This window comes from Streptococcus mitis (genome assembly GCF_905187495.1).
GTDB lineage: Bacteria > Bacillota > Bacilli > Lactobacillales > Streptococcaceae > Streptococcus > Streptococcus mitis_CU.
In genome coordinates this window covers 1-18,783 of the sequence record NZ_CAJJIB010000007.1, presented here as the reverse complement: position 1 = coordinate 18,783, position 18,783 = coordinate 1, and the positions used below count along the sequence as shown (strand labels likewise).

General features: G+C 42.4%; 17 protein-coding genes. 15 read left to right on the top strand and 2 right to left on the bottom strand.

Annotation, left to right across the window (positions count from 1 at the left end; all coding sequences use genetic code 11):
* Positions 1–100 precede the first annotated feature (100 nt).
* The 10 genes from purM (at position 101) to purB (ending at position 8,691) form a co-directional block, all read left to right on the top strand.
* Positions 101–1,123: a phosphoribosylformylglycinamidine cyclo-ligase gene (purM, locus tag JQ843_RS01625; protein WP_203212726.1), complete on the top strand. Its 1,023-nt coding sequence runs from the start codon at positions 101–103 to the stop codon at positions 1,121–1,123.
* On the top strand, positions 1,120–1,674 hold the full coding sequence (gene purN / locus JQ843_RS01620) for a phosphoribosylglycinamide formyltransferase (protein ID WP_203212725.1): 555 nt from the start codon (positions 1,120–1,122) through the stop codon (positions 1,672–1,674). Before purM ends, purN begins: the two co-directional genes overlap by 4 nt.
* A gap of 38 nt (positions 1,675–1,712) precedes the next feature.
* Positions 1,713–2,336: a hypothetical protein gene (locus JQ843_RS01615; protein ID WP_143952621.1), complete on the top strand. Its 624-nt coding sequence runs from the start codon at positions 1,713–1,715 to the stop codon at positions 2,334–2,336.
* An 18-nt stretch (positions 2,337–2,354) separates the two neighbouring features.
* On the top strand, positions 2,355–3,902 hold the full coding sequence (purH, locus tag JQ843_RS01610; protein WP_203212728.1) for a bifunctional phosphoribosylaminoimidazolecarboxamide formyltransferase/IMP cyclohydrolase: 1,548 nt from the start codon (positions 2,355–2,357) through the stop codon (positions 3,900–3,902).
* A 121-nt stretch (positions 3,903–4,023) separates the two neighbouring features.
* The gene (gene purD / locus JQ843_RS01605) at positions 4,024–5,286 is read left to right on the top strand and encodes a phosphoribosylamine--glycine ligase (protein WP_203212724.1); all 1,263 of its coding nucleotides are present in this window, start codon (positions 4,024–4,026) and stop codon (positions 5,284–5,286) included.
* Between the two features lie 93 nt (positions 5,287–5,379).
* Entirely contained in the window at positions 5,380–5,496 is a 117-nt protein-coding gene (locus JQ843_RS09525) for a phosphoribosylaminoimidazole carboxylase (protein WP_120719233.1), read from the top strand.
* Positions 5,497–5,525: 29 nt separating this feature from the next.
* Positions 5,526–6,014: a 5-(carboxyamino)imidazole ribonucleotide mutase gene (gene purE, locus JQ843_RS01600; RefSeq protein WP_203212723.1), complete on the top strand. Its 489-nt coding sequence runs from the start codon at positions 5,526–5,528 to the stop codon at positions 6,012–6,014.
* On the top strand, positions 6,001–7,092 hold the full coding sequence (purK, locus tag JQ843_RS01595) for a 5-(carboxyamino)imidazole ribonucleotide synthase (protein ID WP_203212722.1): 1,092 nt from the start codon (positions 6,001–6,003) through the stop codon (positions 7,090–7,092). The genes purE and purK overlap by 14 nt, the downstream gene beginning before the upstream one ends.
* A gap of 9 nt (positions 7,093–7,101) precedes the next feature.
* On the top strand, positions 7,102–7,329 hold the full coding sequence (locus JQ843_RS01590) for a hypothetical protein (RefSeq protein ID WP_000614686.1): 228 nt from the start codon (positions 7,102–7,104) through the stop codon (positions 7,327–7,329).
* Between the two features lie 63 nt (positions 7,330–7,392).
* Entirely contained in the window at positions 7,393–8,691 is a 1,299-nt protein-coding gene (gene purB, locus JQ843_RS01585; protein ID WP_203212727.1) for an adenylosuccinate lyase, read from the top strand.
* 177 nt (positions 8,692–8,868) lie between these two features.
* Here purB and JQ843_RS01580 read toward each other — a convergent pair whose 3' ends face one another.
* Together JQ843_RS01580 and JQ843_RS01575 are read right to left on the bottom strand one after the other, a co-directional pair.
* Complete coding sequence (locus tag JQ843_RS01580) at positions 8,869–12,906, bottom strand: family 20 glycosylhydrolase (RefSeq protein WP_203212721.1); 4,038 nt, start codon at positions 12,904–12,906, stop codon at positions 8,869–8,871.
* Between the two features lie 315 nt (positions 12,907–13,221).
* Positions 13,222–13,938 carry a GntR family transcriptional regulator gene (locus JQ843_RS01575; RefSeq protein ID WP_031237756.1) on the bottom strand — a complete coding sequence of 239 codons (717 nt, stop codon included), beginning with the start codon at positions 13,936–13,938 and terminating at the stop codon, positions 13,222–13,224.
* 319 nt (positions 13,939–14,257) lie between these two features.
* Between JQ843_RS01575 and JQ843_RS01570 the strand changes: the two genes are divergently transcribed.
* From JQ843_RS01570 to JQ843_RS01550, 5 genes are read left to right on the top strand one after another with little or no spacing between them, the layout of a single operon-like run.
* Positions 14,258–16,045 (top strand): glycoside hydrolase family 35 protein, encoded by a 1,788-nt coding sequence (locus tag JQ843_RS01570; protein ID WP_203212720.1) that lies wholly within the window; start codon positions 14,258–14,260, stop codon positions 16,043–16,045.
* Positions 16,042–16,518, top strand: coding sequence for a PTS sugar transporter subunit IIB (locus tag JQ843_RS01565; RefSeq protein WP_020903315.1), 477 nt, complete (start codon positions 16,042–16,044; stop codon positions 16,516–16,518). The genes JQ843_RS01570 and JQ843_RS01565 overlap by 4 nt, the downstream gene beginning before the upstream one ends.
* A gap of 26 nt (positions 16,519–16,544) precedes the next feature.
* Entirely contained in the window at positions 16,545–17,450 is a 906-nt protein-coding gene (locus JQ843_RS01560) for a PTS mannose/fructose/sorbose/N-acetylgalactosamine transporter subunit IIC (protein WP_203212719.1), read from the top strand.
* The gene (locus JQ843_RS01555) at positions 17,437–18,258 is read left to right on the top strand and encodes a PTS system mannose/fructose/sorbose family transporter subunit IID (protein WP_049509964.1); all 822 of its coding nucleotides are present in this window, start codon (positions 17,437–17,439) and stop codon (positions 18,256–18,258) included. Before JQ843_RS01560 ends, JQ843_RS01555 begins: the two co-directional genes overlap by 14 nt.
* 3 nt (positions 18,259–18,261) lie before the next feature.
* A complete protein-coding gene (locus tag JQ843_RS01550; RefSeq protein WP_203212718.1) occupies positions 18,262–18,666 on the top strand; it encodes a PTS sugar transporter subunit IIA in 405 nt (134 codons plus the stop codon).
* Positions 18,667–18,783 lie beyond the last annotated feature (117 nt).

Genomic DNA, 18,783 nt, shown 5'->3' with positions numbered 1-18,783 from the left:
AGCTTCCTAGTTTGCTCTTTGATTTTCATTGAGTATTAGATAAAATAATTGTTTATCTAAAAATACGTCGCAATCTTTCTCAAAGAAAAGGAACATAAAAATGACAAATAAAAATGCTTATGCCCAGTCGGGTGTAGATGTTGAAGCGGGTTATGAAGTTGTTGAACGAATCAAAAAGCACGTGGCTCGTACGGAGCGTGCAGGTGTCATGGGAGCTCTTGGTGGTTTTGGTGGTATGTTTGACCTTTCAAAGACTGGGGTTAAAGAACCTGTCTTGATTTCAGGGACTGATGGTGTCGGAACTAAGCTCATGCTGGCTATTAAGTACGACAAGCACGATACTATTGGTCAGGACTGTGTGGCCATGTGTGTCAATGATATCATCGCTGCAGGTGCGGAGCCCCTCTATTTCCTTGACTACGTAGCGACAGGGAAGAATGAACCAGCTAAACTAGAACAAGTAGTCGCTGGTGTTGCAGAAGGCTGTGTGCAGGCTGGTGCTGCCCTCATCGGTGGGGAAACGGCTGAAATGCCGGGCATGTACGGCGAAGATGACTATGACTTGGCTGGTTTTGCGGTTGGTGTGGCTGAAAAATCTCAAATCATTGACGGTTCAAAAGTGGCAGAGGGAGATATTCTTCTCGGACTTGCTTCAAGTGGGATTCATTCCAATGGTTACTCTCTCGTCCGTTGTGTCTTTGCGGATTATACAGGTGAGGAAGTCCTACCAGAATTGGAAGGCAAGCAACTCAAGGAAGTTCTTCTTGAGCCGACTCGTATCTATGTCAAGGCTGTCTTGCCACTCATCAAGGAAGAGTTGATCAACGGTATTGCCCACATCACTGGTGGTGGCTTTATCGAAAATATCCCTCGTATGTTTGCAGCTGACTTGGCTGCTGAGATTGAAGAAGACAAGGTTCCCGTGCTTCCAATTTTCAAAGTCCTTGAAAAATACGGTCAGATCAAACATGAGGAAATGTTTGAAATCTTCAATATGGGTGTGGGGCTTATGCTGGCAGTTAGCCCTGAAAATGTAAGTCGTGTCAGGGAATTGTTGGATGAACCAGTCTATGAAATTGGTCGTATCGTCAAGAAAGAAAACGAAAGTGTCATCATCAAATGAAAAAAATAGCGGTTTTTGCCTCTGGTAATGGCTCAAATTTTCAGGTGATAGCGGAACAATTTCCAGTAGAGTTTGTCTTTTCAGACCATCGTGACGCCTATGTGCTCGAACGTGCAGACAAGCTCGGCGTTCTGTCCTATGCTTTTGAACTCAAGGAGTTTGACAACAAGGCAGACTACGAAGCAGCCCTTGTCGAACTCTTGGAAGAGCACCAGATTGACTTGGTTTGTCTAGCAGGCTACATGAAAATCGTTGGGCCAACTTTATTAGCAGCTTATGAGGGCCGAATTATCAACATTCATCCAGCCTACCTGCCAGAATTTCCAGGAGCTCATGGGATTGAAGATGCTTGGAATGCTGGCGTTGCTGAGAGTGGTGTTACCATTCACTGGGTGGATTCAGGTGTGGATACAGGAAAGGTCATCAAACAAGTCCGTGTGCCACGGTTAGCTGATGATACGATTGCCAGTTTTGAAGCTCGGATTCATGAGGCAGAGTATAAGTTGTATCCAGAGGTGCTGGATAGCTTGGGAGTTAGGAGAAGGCAGTAAAAACTTGGATTTATTGAATGGAGGAAATAGAGAAAAATATGACAAATAATAGTAGCAGTTTTAATGGGGGGCATAATATTGGTTCAGGAAATTTAGCAGGTGGCAATCAAACAATTAATATTATTAATCCTCAAGACAAGCAATCAGTTGCTGAATACGATATTGAACCTATTTGGAGAAGTCCAATTACAATGGCAGTATTGAGTTGGATTGGTTTCTTCACTTCAATAGGAAGTTTATTACCACTTTACAACTTTTTTGAACCGATTGTAAAATGGGCTAAAAATTCTTTTAATGGGGATATTCCTGATGTTCAAGGGAAGCAAATTTATTTATTTATTTTTTTAGGTTTATTTATTTTTTCAGTTTTCATTTTTTCTTTGCGAAGAATTACTAAAAATCAAACCCGTTATCCTTTAAGATTTAATTATGCTATTAGTGGTGTAAATAAGAGATTGAATATCGAAAGGTTACATATAGACTCTTGTCCAAAGTGTGGTGGAAAATTGAAATACTATAATAAGCCATATGAATGGGTTGATCATTATGACGAGAATGGAAATTTTAAAAAAAGAGAAATTACTAAGAGAGTGCCAGCTTTAGAATGTAAAAGAAATAGTGAGCATTTTTGGTATGTAGATCCAGCTGGAACGAAAATATAATTGATGAAAGGAACAAACATGACTAAACGCGCCTTAATCAGCGTCTCAGACAAAGCGGGCATTGTTGAATTTGCCCAAGAACTCAAAAAACTTGGTTGGGAGATTATCTCAACAGGTGGGACCAAGATTGCCCTTGATAATGCTGGGGTGGACACCATTGCAATCGATGATGTGACTGGGTTCCCAGAGATGATGGACGGTCGTGTTAAGACCCTTCATCCAAATATCCACGGGGGTCTTCTTGCTCGTCGTGACCTTGATAGTCATCTAGAAGCGGCTAAGGACAATCAGATTGAGCTCATCGACCTTGTGGTGGTTAACCTTTACCCATTCAAGGAAACGATTCTCAAGCCAGACGTGACTTACGCTGATGCTGTGGAGAATATTGACATTGGTGGGCCTTCTATGCTTCGTTCAGCAGCGAAGAACCATGCTAGCGTGACGGTTGTGGTAGACCCTGCTGACTATACAGTGGTTTTGGACGAGTTGTCAGCCGATGGTGAAACGACTTACGAAACGCGTCAACGTTTAGCAGCAAAAGTTTTCCGTCACACAGCGGCTTATGATGCCTTGATTGCAGAGTATTTCACAGCTCAAGTCGGAGAACGCAAACCTGAAAAACTGACCTTGACTTATGACCTCAAACAAGCTATGCGTTACGGTGAGAACCCTCAACAAGACGCGGACTTCTACCAAAAAGCCTTGCCGACTGACTACTCGATTGCTTCAGCGAAACAGCTCAACGGGAAAGAATTGTCATTTAATAATATCCGTGACGCTGATGCGGCCATTCGTATCATCCGTGATTTTAAAGACCGTCCAACCGTTGTGGCTCTCAAACACATGAACCCATGTGGAATTGGTCAAGCTGATGATATCGAAACAGCTTGGGACTACGCTTATGAGTCTGACCCAGTTTCTATCTTTGGTGGAATTGTCGTCCTTAACCGTGAGGTGGATGCTGCGACAGCTGAGAAGATGCACGGCGTTTTCCTTGAAATCATTATCGCACCAAGCTATACCGATGAGGCGCTAGCCATTTTGACCAATAAAAAGAAAAACTTGCGTATCCTTGCCCTGCCATTTGACGCTCAAGAAGCCAGTGAAGTGGAAGCAGAATATACAGGTGTAGTTGGTGGTCTCCTTGTGCAAAACCAAGACGTAGTGAAAGAAAGCCCAGCTGATTGGCAAGTGGTGACCAAACGCCAGCCAACAGAGACAGAAGCGACTGCTCTTGAGTTTGCATGGAAGTCTATCAAGTATGTCAAATCAAACGGCATCATCGTGACCAACGACCATATGACACTGGGTGTTGGCCCAGGTCAAACCAACCGTTTGGCTTCTGTTCGCATCGCTATTGACCAAGCTAAAGACCGTCTTGACGGCGCTGTGCTTGCTTCCGATGCCTTCTTCCCATTTGCGGATAACGTGGAAGAAATCGCCAAAGCAGGTATTAAGGCTATCATCCAACCAGGTGGATCGGTCCGTGATCAGGAATCCATCGAAGCTGCTGATAAATACGGCTTGACCATGGTCTTCACAGGAGTGAGACATTTTAGACATTAAGAAAGTTAAAGGGAAGAAAACAGTTTCTTTCCTTTTTTGCGTAAAAATGCGGAGTGAAACAAGATTAAAACGAACGTTTATGATATAATGTTAGTAAATAATTCGCAAAAGAGGTTGAGGAATGAAGCTGTTAGTTGTTGGTTCGGGTGGTCGTGAACATGCGATTGCTAAGAAGTTGCTTGAGTCAAAAGACGTTGAAAAAGTATTTGTAGCTCCTGGAAATGACGGAATGACTCTGGATGGTTTGGAGTTGGTAAATATCTCCATTTCCGAACATTCTAAATTGATTGAGTTTGCAAAAACCAACGATATTGCTTGGACCTTTATTGGTCCAGATGATGCCCTTGCGACTGGTATCGTGGATGATTTCCATGCAGCTGGTCTCAAAGCCTTTGGTCCGACAAGATTGGCAGCTGAGCTGGAGTGGTCCAAGGATTTTGCCAAGGAAATTATGGTCAAATACGGCGTTCCGACAGCAGCCTATGGCACGTTCTCAGATTTCGAGGAAGCCAAGGCCTATATCGAAAAGCAGGGTGTGCCTATCGTAGTCAAGGCGGATGGCTTGGCGCTTGGGAAAGGTGTCGTTGTTGCGGAGACGGTTGAGCAAGCAGTCGAAGCCGCTCATGAGATGCTTTTGGACAATAAATTTGGGGACTCAGGTGCGCGTGTGGTTATTGAGGAATTCCTCGACGGAGAGGAATTTTCACTTTTTGCCTTTGTCAATGGTGATAAGTTCTACATCATGCCAACGGCTCAGGACCACAAACGTGCCTACGATGGCGACAAAGGGCCTAACACGGGTGGTATGGGTGCCTATGCGCCAGTTCCACACTTGCCACAGAGCGCGATTGACACAGCAGTGGAGACTATTGTCAAGCCAGTCCTTGATGGCATGATTAAAGAAGGGCGCCCTTATCTGGGTATCCTTTACGCAGGGCTTATCTTGACAGCTGATGGACCTAAGGTTATCGAGTTTAATGCTCGCTTTGGAGATCCTGAAACTCAGATTATTCTACCTCGATTAACCTCTGATTTTGCCCAAAATATTACGGATATCCTCGATGGCAAGGAGCCAAACATCACCTGGACGGACAAGGGTGTGACTCTGGGTGTGGTTGTCGCATCTAACGGTTATCCGCTAGACTATGAAAAAGGTGTCGAGTTACCAGCCAAGACAGAAGGTGACATTATCACCTATTATGCAGGGGCTAAGTTTGCGGAAAATAGCAGAGCACTGCTATCAAACGGCGGACGTGTCTATATGCTCGTCACCACAGCAGATACCGTCAAAGAAGCCCAAAACACCATCTACAGCCAACTCGACAAACAAAACACAGAAGGGCTCTTCTACCGAACCGATATCGGAAGCAAGGCTATTCGATAAAGATATAAGAGAAAGCGACGCAGTCGCCAAATACGATAATGGTCGTATGGTTTGCGAGCGTTAGCGAGCTAATATAGAACAATCACCGCCGTTGTGAAAGAACGATTGGATGATAATCCAATCGTTCAGGGAAATTGGAAGACCTTGGGCTTCCGATTTAGGCATGAGACACCTTTGGTGGTTGCTGCCGTCCCTCACAACCTAAGGTGATTGTTGAAAAAGAGGAAAAAGGAGAAGAAATGAAACCCGTAATTTCCATAATCATGGGCTCAAAAACCGACTGGGCAACCATGCAAAAAGCTGCCGAAGTCCTAGACCGTTTTGGTGTAGCCTACGAAAAGAAAGTTGTCTCTGCCCACCGTACACCTGATCTCATGTTCAAACATGCTGAAGAAGCACGTAGCCGTGGCATCAAGGTTATCATCGCAGGAGCTGGTGGCGCAGCTCATTTGCCAGGAATGGTAGCTGCCAAAACAACCCTTCCAGTCATCGGCGTGCCAGTCAAGTCTCGTGCCCTTAGTGGCGTAGATTCACTCTACTCTATCGTCCAGATGCCGGGCGGTGTGCCTGTAGCGACAATGGCTATCGGTGAAGCAGGTGCAACCAATGCTGCCCTCTTTGCCCTCCGTCTCCTTTCAGTAGAGGATCAGGCTATCGTGACAGCTTTGGCAGATTTTGCAGAAGAACAAGGAAAAATCGCAGAGGAGTCTACAAATGAGCTCATCTAAAACAATCGGAATTATCGGTGGCGGCCAGCTGGGTCAGATGATGGCCATTTCTGCTATCTACATGGGGCACAAGGTTATCGCGCTGGATCCTGCGGCTGATTGCCCAGCCTCTCGAGTGGCGGAAATCATCGTGGCTCCTTATAATGACGTGGATGCTCTGCGTCAGTTGGCTGAGCGTTGCGATGTCCTCACCTATGAGTTTGAAAATGTCGATGCTGACGGTTTGGATGCTGTTATCAAGGATGGTCAGCTCCCTCAAGGAACAGACCTGCTCCGCATTTCCCAAAATCGCATTTTTGAAAAGGACTTTCTCTCAAATAAGGCACAAGTCACTGTGGCACCCTACAAGGTCGTGACTTCTAGCCAAGACTTGGCAGATATTGACCTATCTAAAAACTATGTCCTCAAGACTGCGACGGGTGGCTACGATGGGCATGGGCAAAAGGTCATTCGCTCAGAAGCAGACTTGGAAGAAGCCTATACACTAGCAGATTCAACAGACTGTGTCTTGGAAGAATTTGTCAACTTTGACCTTGAAATTTCTGTTATCGTGTCAGGAAATGGCAAGGACGTGACGGTTTTCCCAGTTCAGGAAAATATCCACCGAAACAACATTCTTTCAAAAACCATTGTGCCAGCCCGTATTTCAGAAAGTCTAGCTGAAAAAGCAAAAGCCATGGCAGTGAAGATTGCTGAACAGCTTAACCTGTCTGGAACCCTCTGTGTGGAAATGTTTGCGACGGCTGATGACATCATTGTCAATGAGATTGCCCCGCGTCCACACAATTCAGGACACTACTCAATCGAAGCCTGCGACTTTTCACAATTTGACACTCATATTCTTGGTGTTCTCGGAGCACCATTACCAGCCATCAAACTGCATGCCCCAGCTATCATGCTCAATGTTCTCGGCCAACATGTCGATGCTGCTGAAAAATATGTCACAGAAAATCCAAGCGCCCACCTCCACATGTATGGTAAAATAGAAGCGAAGCACAACCGCAAGATGGGGCATGTGACTTTGTTTAGTGATGCGCCGGATGAGGTGGAGGAATTTGGGAAAGGGATTGATTTTTAGTACAAGTCTATGATACAAATTATCGTTAATGCATTTATTGAAAAGGATAAGACTGGAGCAGTCGTTGAAGTCTTGTATGCTAGTAGTGATCACGAAAAGGTAAAGGCTAAATATGAAGAGCTAGTTGCTCTATATCCTGAAAACTATTTAGCAATTTATGATTTACCATTGGATACCGATCTCAATGAATTACTACACTATCCATCTGTGTTTATTGGGAAAGAGGAGTTTGAGTAGAAATCTTGCTTTACCTAGATAGCTTATTCCCAGCAGTTTAAGAAGAAAGGAAAAATGAACAACATGATCGACCGTTACTCTCGCCCTGAGATGGCGAATATTTGGAGTGAAGAAAATAAATACCGTGCTTGGCTTGAGGTGGAAATCTTGGCTGACGAGGCATGGGCTGAGTTGGGGGAAATCCCTAAGGAAGATGTAGCTTTGATTCGTGAAAAAGCGGACTTTGACATCGACCGTATTTTGGAGATTGAGCAGGAGACGCGTCACGATGTGGTGGCTTTCACGCGTGCAGTTTCTGAGACGCTTGGTGAAGAGCGTAAGTGGGTCCACTATGGTTTGACTTCTACCGACGTGGTGGATACGGCCTACGGTTATCTTTACAAGCAAGCCAACGACATCATCCGTCGTGACCTTGAAAACTTCACCAACATCATCGCTGATAAGGCTAAGGAGCACAAGTTTACCATCATGATGGGGCGTACCCACGGTGTGCACGCTGAGCCTACAACCTTTGGTCTGAAATTGGCGACTTGGTACAGCGAAATGAAGCGCAACATCGAGCGTTTCGAGCATGCGGCTGCTGGTGTGGAAGCTGGTAAGATTTCTGGTGCGGTTGGGAACTTTGCCAACATCCCACCATTCGTTGAGCAATATGTCTGCGATAAACTGGGTATTCGTGCCCAAGAAATCTCTACACAGGTGCTTCCTCGTGACCTTCACGCTGAGTACTTTGCAGTTCTTGCTAGCATTGCGACTTCTATCGAACGTATGGCGACTGAGATTCGTGGTTTGCAAAAATCAGAACAACGTGAAGTGGAAGAATTCTTTGCTAAAGGGCAAAAAGGTTCATCTGCAATGCCTCACAAACGCAACCCTATCGGTTCTGAGAACATGACAGGTCTAGCGCGTGTTATCCGTGGTCACATGATTACTGCCTATGAGAACGTAGCTCTCTGGCACGAACGTGATATCTCTCACTCATCAGCTGAGCGCATCATTACACCAGATACGACTATTTTGATTGACTACATGCTCAACCGTTTTGGAAATATTGTCAAGAATTTGACAGTCTTCCCAGAAAACATGATCCGCAACATGAACTCGAGTTTTGGTTTGATTTTCAGTCAACGTGCTATGTTGACCTTGATTGAAAAAGGAATGACCCGTGAGCAAGCCTATGACTTGGTACAACCAAAAACAGCCTACTCTTGGGACAATCAAGTAGACTTTAAACCACTTCTTGAAGCAGATCCAGAGGTAACTTCTCGCCTCACTCAAGAAGAAATCGATGAAATCTTCAACCCTCTTTATTACACCAAACGAGTGGATGATATCTTTGAACGTCTAGGACTTGGTGATTAATTAAAAAAAGAGGCTGGGTATCCAGTCTCTTTAAAATCATAAAAACGCATATTATCAGGTGTTGAGAACCTTGGTAATATGCATTTTATTTTGGAAAGATTTATTTCTTTTTCTTCTGAAATTGAGTTTTATACTCAGCTCTCATTAGGTCTCTGGATATAAATCTTTCATTTTATCTTATTGAATCCATTCGCCGTCGGCATTTACAGCGTAGCCATCAATTGTTGTGTTGACAGCTAAGGCTCCTGAAGGGTATGAATAATACCATTTATATTCAACTTGGAACCAACCAGTTTTCATTGTACCTGAGTTGTCAAGATAATACCATGTATCTCCTTGGTTGACCCAGCCGGTTTGCATGGCACCTGAGTCGTTGAGATAGTACCATGATCCACCTTGATCGATCCAACCAGTTTGCATAGCACCTGAGTTATCAAGATAATACCATGTACCATTTACTTTCTGCCAACCAGTTTTCATTACACCAGACTCATCTAGGTAGTACCATGCTCCGTCTTTAACCCAACCGGTCTTCACTTTATCTGCATGATCATAGTAATACCATTTGCTTTCAATTAATTTCCATCCAGGTTTACTATTTTTGCCATCTGCTAATTGATGAGTGACTCCGTTAGCAGAGTTAGATTCAGCCTTAGGTCCGCTTTCAACAACTACTTTGAAAGGAGTTTCTGTTCGGCTAGGCTCTTCCTTAGGAATGTCAAGTCTAGGTTTTTCTTCTGCGATTGGAGCAAGGCCATTCTCATCGCCAACATGTGTAATTGGTGCTCCGAATTCTACAATTTGATCGACAGGTTCTTTGGTTACTTGACTATCTAGAACGGTTTCACTAGTTTTTCCATTTTCAGTAAGAACAGATACGTAAGAAGTGCGTTCACCTAGAACTCCAGCTTTGACAACTTTTTCTTGGCCTGCTGGGAGGTTAGGATTTTCTTTTCGAATGACTTTAAATGGAATGCTTTCTGTCTTCACAAGAAGTTCAGGTTTGGTTTCAACGGTAGCAGCTAGTTCATTTTCATCTAGGCTTCCTGAATGAGTTGCAGCTGGTTTGAGGCTTTGAAGAGCAGTCTTGAGCTTACCTACTAGTGCATCTAGTTCAGCTTGTTTGCTACGGTTGAGGTTAAGGTTGAGTCCATCTTTTGCTGCCTTGAGGGCTGCTAGGCTTTCTGTGCTGTATCCGTCTAAGTTTGTAGGAATTTTAGCTAATTCTTCACGGAGAGCATTATAATTAGCTCGGAAGTAGTCTTTGTTGTGGTCTGCAAAGGCAGTCATGAGTTCAAAGATTTCCTCTTCCTTGTACTCAGCGCTTGGTCTATCTGCCCAGATTGAAAGCATACTGCCGACTGTTGGAAGGTCTACCTCAGGATATTTGGTAGAAGCAAGTTGATTGAATGGTGTTTTTTCAGTATTCTCAATGGCTTTCTTAAGGAAACCACCACCATCTTCTGGTTTTTGACCGAGAATGTAGTACCAGTCACCGTTGGTATTCAAGAATTTATAACCTTTACTTGCTAGGTATTGAGGTGAAGCAAGGTTGTAACCCCACCAGCCTTTAGACCAGTAAGAAATCAGGACATCTTTATCAAATTCAGCATCGTCCTTGTCTTCATAATAGAAACCATCGTTGAAGGCCATTGGTTGTAGCCCTCTTTCCTTGGCCATAGCAGCTAGGCTGTTAGAATAATCTGCGAACTTGTTATAGAGTCCATACCATTTGAGGTAGTACCAACCTTGGGCGTTGGTCGCATCGTTAGCGTATTCGTCAGTACCATAGTTGAAAATCTTTGATTTATCAGCAAAGTAATCCATGTACTTACCGATAAGGGCTTTAGTAAATCCAACTGCTTCTTGATTTTCAAGGTCCATGGTTGTTTTTGAAACCTTATCAAAGTTGGCTTGAGGATTTGTGATGCCAAGTTTTTCCATGGCAACCAGCATAGCGTCCATATGTCCTGGACTATTGATAGCTGGAATCAGACCAATACCTTTTTCCTTAGCGTATTTAGCAAGCTCTGTCACTTCTGCCTGTGTCAATGCAGTACCATTTGGATCGTCGTAGTAAGCTTTCGTTCCTTCGATAATAGCTTTTTTAACGTCATCACTAGCATAGGTTTTTCCGTTGGCAGTAATAGTCATATCATCGAGTAGGAAGCGAAGTCCATCATTTCCTAGAAGGAGATGGGCATCAGAATATCCGAGTTCACTAGCCTTATCTACGATACGTTTAAGTTGATCTAGAGAGAAGTATTTGCGACCTGCATCGATGGAAATGACTTTATTCTTATTCAGTTTTTCAAGTTCGCGTTTAGCATCTTCTTCTTTTTGAGCTTCTGGTGTAAAGACTAAGTTTTTGATAGCTTCTTGAAGGTTAACAATTGCCTGATTAATGGTATCCTGTTGAGCACGGCTGAGATTGCTATCGAGCGAACGGATTGCTTTTTCAGCTTCTTTGACAGCAGCAAAACTTTCAGCAGTATAGCGGTTAGAGTCTTTTGGTATAGTTTCTAGGGCTTTTTCTGCAGGTTGGTAGTTGGCTGCAAAGTATTCAGCGTTGGCATTTGCAAAATGACGCATGAGTTTGAAGAGGCGAGATGGAGAATAACGTGCAGATGGTGTATCAGCCCAAGCAGCTACCATCCCACCGATGATTGGGACATCAGCTCCCTCTGTTTTTGGCACAGAAGTGATTGGTGTATTTTTAATTCCATTGAGCCCTTGATCTAGATTGTACCAACCTTGGCCGTCAGCATTTCGTCCGAGGACGTAGTACCAAGCATCATTGGTATTAAGGATTTGGTGGCCTTTTTCAGCTAGTAGTTTAGAAGAAGCAACGTCATAGCCACCCCAACCGCCAGTCCACATAGAAACGATGATATCTTTGTCAAAACTACCAAAGCTTGTGTCGCTATTGTAGTAGATACCGTCGTTAAAGGCCATTGGTTTGAGACCGTGAGATTTTACAATACGAGCGAGATCATTAGCGTAAGAGATGAATTTTTCATATCCTTTTTCAGGGTAGCCTTCATTTGGATAATATTTATCAGCTTGAAGCACACTCCAACCTTTAGCATTTGTTGCATCATTGGCGTATTCATCCAAACCAATATTGAAGATTTCAGATTTGTTAGAGAAGTAGTTAGCGTATTTGTCAATCAGAGTTTTTGTAAAATCAACTGCTTGTTTATTATTTAGGTCAACAGTTCGTTCCGATTTTTTACCAAAATAATCAAAGTTAGGATTTTCAATGCCAAGTTCTTTCATAGCATGGAGAATAGCATCCATATGTCCAGGACTATTGACAGTTGGAATCACACCAATTCCCTTATCTTTGGCATAATTAATCAAATCTGTCATCTGACTTTCAGTGAGATGGTTACCATTTGGATCATCGTAATAAGCATTTGTTCCATTTTCAATGGCGCGTTTGACATCATCACTCGAGTAGGTTTTATCGCCCACTTTCATAGACATATCATCCAGCATGAAACGGAGGCCATCGTTCCCTACCAAGAGATGAAGATCTGTGTAACCATATTCTTTCGCTTTATCGATGATTTCTTTGAGCTGCTCAGGTGAGAAATATTTACGTCCGGCATCAATTGAAACGATTTTTCGTTTAGCTAATTTTTCGTTTTCAGTTGCAGCACCTTCCTTTCCTGCCTCTGTTGCCGGTTTGTCAGCCTCTGCTTTCGGTTCATCTTTCTTAGCATCTTTTTCAGCTGGTTTATCCTTGTCAGCTTCTGGTTTATCAGTCTTATCTGTATCCGACTCTTTAGAATTAGCCTCTTTCGGAACTTCCTTTTTAGGGCTAGTTTCCTCTGCCTTTTTATCGGTAGTTTCTTTTTCAGCAGAAGTTGGAGTTACCACTTCTTCTTTATCACTAGGAGTTGAACTAACTTCCTCTTGTGGTTTTTCTTCTGTTTTTGGAAGACTAGCTACCGTATCAGTAGTCGGAGTTTCCGTTTCTACAGTTTTTGGAGCTTCTGGTTGAAGCTCTGCTTTAGGTGTTTCCTCAGTCCGATTTTCGGATGGTTGAGAAGAATCGGAAACCGTATGGATGGTCGGTTGGTTTTCTGTAGTAGGAGTAACTCCATCGGCTGCAACAGTCTGTGCTTGGAAGGCAAATCCAATTAGAACAGAAGCTGCTCCTACAGCGTATTTACGAATGGAAAAACGTTGTTGTTTTTCTTGTTTCATTGCAAAACCTCCTGATTGTATTTTATATTGATAGCGTTTATATAAAACAACACCCTTATTTTATTTCTTATATTAATAAGAGTCAAGAGGAGGTGGTAAAAAACTATAATAAGTATAAAAAAATATAAAAATTAAGCTTAAGATTTCAGATTGGTTGGAAAAGAAACATATATATATTTAGTAGAAGTTTTTTAGCCCTATTTCTATAAAATACTCCACAAACTATAGAATCTACTATAAAAGGTAAGCGCTACCTTTTTGGTATGGTATAATAAACATAGAAAAAGCCCAAGCGCTTAGGCTCAGGCTTTCTTCTTAGTGATCACGGTCACATGAAATGAATTTGATTTTGTAGTAATCCGCTCGTTTATATGTTTCGCTGTATGCGAGAACTTGACCAGTAGACTCTAGTTTAGTAGTCTTGGTTTGTAAAACGGTTGGGAATTGTTCATCGACTCCGAGGACCGAAGCCGCATGTTCTGGAGTTGGAAATGCTATTTCATTGATTTCTTCAAAATGTTCATCATTCATGTGAATGTGGTAATCCAATTTGAAACGGTTATAGATAGAGCTATAATATTCAAGATTTGGATAATTTGCGTTGATGTATTGTTCTGGAATGTAAGATGTATGGTAGATGTATACAACACCACCTGTTTCGCGAACGCGCTCAATCTTGTAGTAGAACTGATCTCCGCGTAGTCCAAGTTTTTCTAAGTAGCTTAGTTTGTTTCCACGCTCAATAGAAAGGACGGTAACTTTATCATCTTTAGTTTCAAAAACTTCTACATCTGAAAACTCTACGAGTTTGTGTTTGCGTGCGCGTGAAACGAATGTACCCTTTCCTTGTTGACGGACAATATAGCCATCCTTGGCAAGGTCGTTTAAGGCGCGGACAACTGTGATAGAACTCACATCATACATTGCAATCAATTCAGCTTCAGTGTAGAATTTATCTCCACTGGCAAATTGACCAGAAATGATTTTGTTCTTTAACTCATCTTTAATATATTGATACTTTGGAATTGCCATATTTTCACCTCGATTTTCCTTCTCCGTTAAAGATTTTACCATAAAATTGGAAAGAATAGTAGCCTTTTGAATAAAAAAATTAGAATAATAGGCTATAAGGTTAATTTACATAGGAATAAATAGAAAAACCTACATTTTTATACATGGTACTAAAATGTTGTTATGACTATAGATTACAAGATTTTTATAAGTTTTTTGTGTAAAATTTAGTGAAAAATGAAAAAAATTGTGAAAACCTATTGACAAATGTAAGATATTGAGATATATTTACTATATCAACAAATGAAAGCGTAAACTTTAGTTGTCAGAAGGTAAGAATATGACACGATTTGAGATACGGGATGATTTTTATCTCGATGGAAAATCATTTAAGATTTTATCTGGCGCCATTCATTATTTTAGGGTTCCTCCAGAAGATTGGTATCATTCGCTCTATAACTTGAAGGCTCTTGGTTTTAATACAGTAGAGACTTATGTAGCTTGGAATTTACACGAGCCTCGTGAGGGTGAGTTTTACTTTGAAGGAGCTCTGGATTTGGAGCGATTTCTACAGACAGCGCAAGATTTGGGTCTCTACGCTATCGTTCGTCCCTCTCCCTTCATCTGTGCGGAGTGGGAATTCGGTGGCTTACCAGCTTGGCTTTTAACCAAGAATATGAGGCTTCGTTCCTCAGATCCTGCTTATATTGAAGCTGTCGGTCGCTACTATGATCAGCTCTTGTCACGATTGGTTCCACATTTGTTGGACAAGGGTGGCAATATCCTTATGATGCAGGTTGAAAATGAATATGGTTCTTATGGAGAAGATAAGGCTTACCTGAGAGCAATTCGACAGTTGATGGAGGAGCGTGGCGTAACCTGTCCCCTCTTTACATCAGATGGTCCATGGAGAGCTACTCTGAAAGCTGGAACCTTAATCGAAGATGACCTCTTTGTAACAGGGAACTTTGGTTCTAAGGCATCTTACAACTTTTCACAGATGCAGGAATTCTTTGATGAACATGGTAAGAAATGGCCACTCATGTGTATGGAGTTCTGGGATGGTTGGTTCAATCGTTGGAAAGAACCGATTATCACACGGGATCCGAAAGAGTTGGCAGATGCAGTTCGAGAGGTTTTGGAGCAAGGTTCCATCAATCTTTACATGTTCCATGGTGGCACAAACTTTGGTTTCATGAATGGTTGCTCGGCTCGAGGGACTTTGGACTTGCCACAAGTTACATCTTATGATTACGATGCCCTTCTGGATGAAGAAGGAAATCCAACTGCCAAATATTTAGCAGTCAAGAAGATGATGGCAACGCATTTCCCAGAGTATCCGCAGTTGGAACCACTCTACAAAGAGAGTATGGAGTTGGATGCTATTCCACTAGTAGAAAAAGTTTCCTTGTTTGAAACCTTAGATAGCTTGTCTAGTCCGGTAGAAAGTCTCTATCCTAAAAAGATGGAGGAGTTGGGACAAAGTTATGGCTATCTACTCTATCGAACAGAAACAGATTGGGATGCAGAAGAAGAGAGACTTCGTATCATTGACGGTCGAGATAGAGCTCAGCTTTATGTCGATGGTCAGTGGGTTAAAACCCAATATCAGACAGAGATTGGGGAAGATATTTTTTATCAAGGTGAAAAGAAAGCGCTGTCTAGATTGGATATCTTGGTAGAAAATATGGGGCGTGTCAACTATGGACACAAGTTCTTAGCGGATACGCAACGTAAGGGAATTCGGACAGGGGTTTGTAAGGATTTGCATTTCTTACTAAACTGGAAACACTATCCACTCCCACTAGACAATCCTGAGAAAATTGATTTCTCAAAAGGATGGACAGAAGGACAACCAGCATTTTACGCTTATGACTTTACAGTCCAAGAGCCAAAAGATACTTACCTAGACTTATCTGAGTTTGGTAAGGGAGTTGCCTTTGTCAATGGGCAGAATCTAGGACGTTTTTGGAACGTCGGCCCAACCCTCTCACTTTATATTCCTCATAGCTATCTCAAGGAAGGTGATAATCGCATCATCATCTTTGAAACAGAGGGCCAATATAGAGAAGAGATTTATTTAACTCGTAAACCTACACTAAAACATATAAAGGGGGAAAATTTATGACAATTGTAGGATGCCGTATCGATGGACGTTTAATCCACGGACAAGTAGCCAATCTTTGGGCTGGAAAACTAAATGTTTCACGTATTATGGTTGTAGATGACGAAGTTGTCAACAACGATGTTGAAAAGAGTGGTTTGAAACTTGCGACACCACCAGGTGTGAAATTGAGTATTTTGCCAATTGAAAAAGCGGCAGCTAATATTCTTGCTGGTAAATACGATAGCCAACGTCTCTTTATTGTGGCTCGTAAGCCAGACCGCTTCCTTGGTTTGGTAGAAGCAGGTGTACCAATTGAAACTCTCAATGTTGGGAATATGTCTCAAACACCAGAAACCCGTGCCATCACACGTTCTATCAACGTAGTGGACAAGGATGTGGAAGATTTCCACAAATTGGCAGAAAAAGGTGTTAAACTTACTGCTCAAATGGTTCCAAATGATCCAATTTCAGACTTTTTGAGCTTATTAAAATAGGAAAAAATTTTTAGGAGGTCATTGTTATGATACAATGGTGGCAAATTTTACTTCTCACTTTGTACTCAGCTTATCAAATCTGTGATGAGTTGACGATCGTTTCATCTGCAGGTTCCCCTGTATTTGCTGGTTTCATTACTGGTTTGATTATGGGAGATGTGACTACTGGTCTGCTTATCGGTGGTAACTTGCAACTGTTCGTTCTTGGGGTTGGTACCTTCGGTGGTGCTTCTCGTATCGACGCAACTTCTGGTGCGGTTCTTGCAACAGCATTCTCAGTTTCACAAGGAATCGCTACAGACCTTGCGATTACAACAATCGCTGTACCAGTAGCAGCACTTTTAACATACTTCGACGTTCTTGGACGTATGACAACTACTTTCTTCGCACACCGTATTGATGCTGCAATCGACCGCTTTGATTACAAAGGTATCGAACGCAACTACTTGCTTGGTGCGATTCCATGGGCTCTATCTCGTGCCCTTCCAGTCTTCTTCGCGCTTGCCTTTGGTGGTGCCTTTGTACAATCAGTGGTAGACTTCGTTGAAGCCTACAAATGGGTTGCAGATGGCTTGACACTTGCAGGACGTATGCTTCCAGGTCTTGGATTTGCAATCTTGCTTCGTTACCTTCCAGTTAAACGTAACCTTCACTACCTTGCTATGGGATTTGGTTTGACAGCTATGTTGACTGTTCTTTACTCATATGTAACAGGTCTTGGTGGCGCTGTTGCAGGTATTATCGGTACTCTACCTAAAGATGTTGCTGAAAAAATTGGTTTCGTGAACAACTTCAAAGGTTTGTCTATGATTGGTATCTCTATCGTAGGTATCTTCCTTGCAGTGCTTCACTTCAAAAATAGCCAAAAAGTAGCTGTAGCAGCACCTTCTACACCATCAGAAAGTGGGGAAATCGAAGATGACGAATTCTAATTACAAACTTACAAAAGAAGATTTTAATCAAATCAACAAACGTAGCTTGTTTACTTTCCAATTAGGTTGGAACTACGAACGTATGCAAGCTTCTGGTTACCTTTACATGATCTTGCCTCAATTGCGTAAAATGTATGGGGATGGAACTCCTGAATTGAAAGAAATGATGAAAGTTCATACTCAATTCTTCAATACTTCACCATTCTTCCACACTATTATCGCTGGTTTTGACCTTGCCATGGAAGAAAAAGATGGTGTAGGTTCAAAAGATGCCGTTAACGGTATCAAGACAGGTTTGATGGGACCATTCGCTCCTCTTGGAGATACTATCTTTGGTTCACTTGTACCTGCTATCATGGGATCTATCGCAGCAACTATGGCTATCGCTGGCCAACCATGGGGAATCTTCCTTTGGATCGCAGTTGCAGTTGCTTATGACATCTTCCGTTGGAAACAGTTGGAATTTGCTTACAAAGAAGGGGTTAACCTTATCAACAACATGCAAAGTACTTTGACAGCTTTGATTGACGCTGCATCTGTACTTGGTGTCTTCATGATGGGTGCTCTTGTAGCAACAATGATTAACTTTGAAATTTCTTACAAATTGCCAATCGGTGAAAAAATGATTGACTTCCAAGATATCTTGAACTCAATCTTCCCACGCTTGCTTCCAGCAATCTTTACTGCCTTTATCTTCTGGTTGCTTGGTAAGAAAGGTATGACTTCTACTAAAGCTATCGGTATCATTATCGCTCTTGCAGTAGGTCTTTCATTCATCGGTAAATTCTTGCTTGGAATGGGCGCATAATTTATGGCTAAATCATTAATTTTGGTGAGCCATGGTCGTTTTTGTGAAGAACTTAAAGGTAGCACTGAAATGATCATGGGTCCACAAGACAACATTCATGCAGTGGCTCTTCTTCCAGAAGATGGACCAGAAGACTTTACTGCAAAATTTGAAGCTGCTATTGAAGGATTGGATGATTTCCTAGTCTTTGCGGATCTTCTCGGTGGAACACCATGTAACGTGGTAAGCCGTTTGATCATGGAAGGTCGTGATATTGACCTTTACGCAGGGATGAATCTTCCAATGGTGATTGAATTTATCAATGCGAGCCTTACAAGCGCAGATGCGGACTATAAGAGCCGTGCTGCAGAAAGTATTGTAAAAGTCAATGATCTGTTAGCAGGCTTCGATGATGACGAAGATGAATAATACTCTTCGAAAATCAAATTCAAACTACGTCAGCGTCGCCTTGCCGTATAGATGTTACTGACTTCGTCAGTTCTATCTGCAACCTCAAAGCAGTGCTTTGAGCAGCCTGCGGCTAGT

What these genes read in the sequence shown, in the direction of transcription:
- JQ843_RS01565 (WP_020903315.1), top strand. Translation starts at nt 16,042, where the DNA reads ATGACAATTGTAGGATGCCGTATCGATGGACGTTTAATCCACGGACAA.
- purE (WP_203212723.1), top strand. Translation starts at nt 5,526, where the DNA reads ATGAAACCCGTAATTTCCATAATCATGGGCTCAAAAACCGACTGGGCA.
- JQ843_RS01570 (WP_203212720.1), top strand. Translation starts at nt 14,258, where the DNA reads ATGACACGATTTGAGATACGGGATGATTTTTATCTCGATGGAAAATCA.
- purH (WP_203212728.1), top strand. Translation starts at nt 2,355, where the DNA reads ATGACTAAACGCGCCTTAATCAGCGTCTCAGACAAAGCGGGCATTGTT.
- purD (WP_203212724.1), top strand. Translation starts at nt 4,024, where the DNA reads ATGAAGCTGTTAGTTGTTGGTTCGGGTGGTCGTGAACATGCGATTGCT.
- JQ843_RS01555 (WP_049509964.1), top strand. Translation starts at nt 17,437, where the DNA reads ATGACGAATTCTAATTACAAACTTACAAAAGAAGATTTTAATCAAATC.
- JQ843_RS01560 (WP_203212719.1), top strand. Translation starts at nt 16,545, where the DNA reads ATGATACAATGGTGGCAAATTTTACTTCTCACTTTGTACTCAGCTTAT.
- purK (WP_203212722.1), top strand. Translation starts at nt 6,001, where the DNA reads ATGAGCTCATCTAAAACAATCGGAATTATCGGTGGCGGCCAGCTGGGT.
- JQ843_RS01550 (WP_203212718.1), top strand. Translation starts at nt 18,262, where the DNA reads ATGGCTAAATCATTAATTTTGGTGAGCCATGGTCGTTTTTGTGAAGAA.
- JQ843_RS01575 (WP_031237756.1), bottom strand. Translation starts at nt 13,938, where the DNA reads ATGGCAATTCCAAAGTATCAATATATTAAAGATGAGTTAAAGAACAAA.
- JQ843_RS01580 (WP_203212721.1), bottom strand. Translation starts at nt 12,906, where the DNA reads ATGAAACAAGAAAAACAACAACGTTTTTCCATTCGTAAATACGCTGTA.
- JQ843_RS01590 (WP_000614686.1), top strand. Translation starts at nt 7,102, where the DNA reads ATGATACAAATTATCGTTAATGCATTTATTGAAAAGGATAAGACTGGA.
- JQ843_RS01615 (WP_143952621.1), top strand. Translation starts at nt 1,713, where the DNA reads ATGACAAATAATAGTAGCAGTTTTAATGGGGGGCATAATATTGGTTCA.
- purM (WP_203212726.1), top strand. Translation starts at nt 101, where the DNA reads ATGACAAATAAAAATGCTTATGCCCAGTCGGGTGTAGATGTTGAAGCG.
- purN (WP_203212725.1), top strand. Translation starts at nt 1,120, where the DNA reads ATGAAAAAAATAGCGGTTTTTGCCTCTGGTAATGGCTCAAATTTTCAG.
- purB (WP_203212727.1), top strand. Translation starts at nt 7,393, where the DNA reads ATGATCGACCGTTACTCTCGCCCTGAGATGGCGAATATTTGGAGTGAA.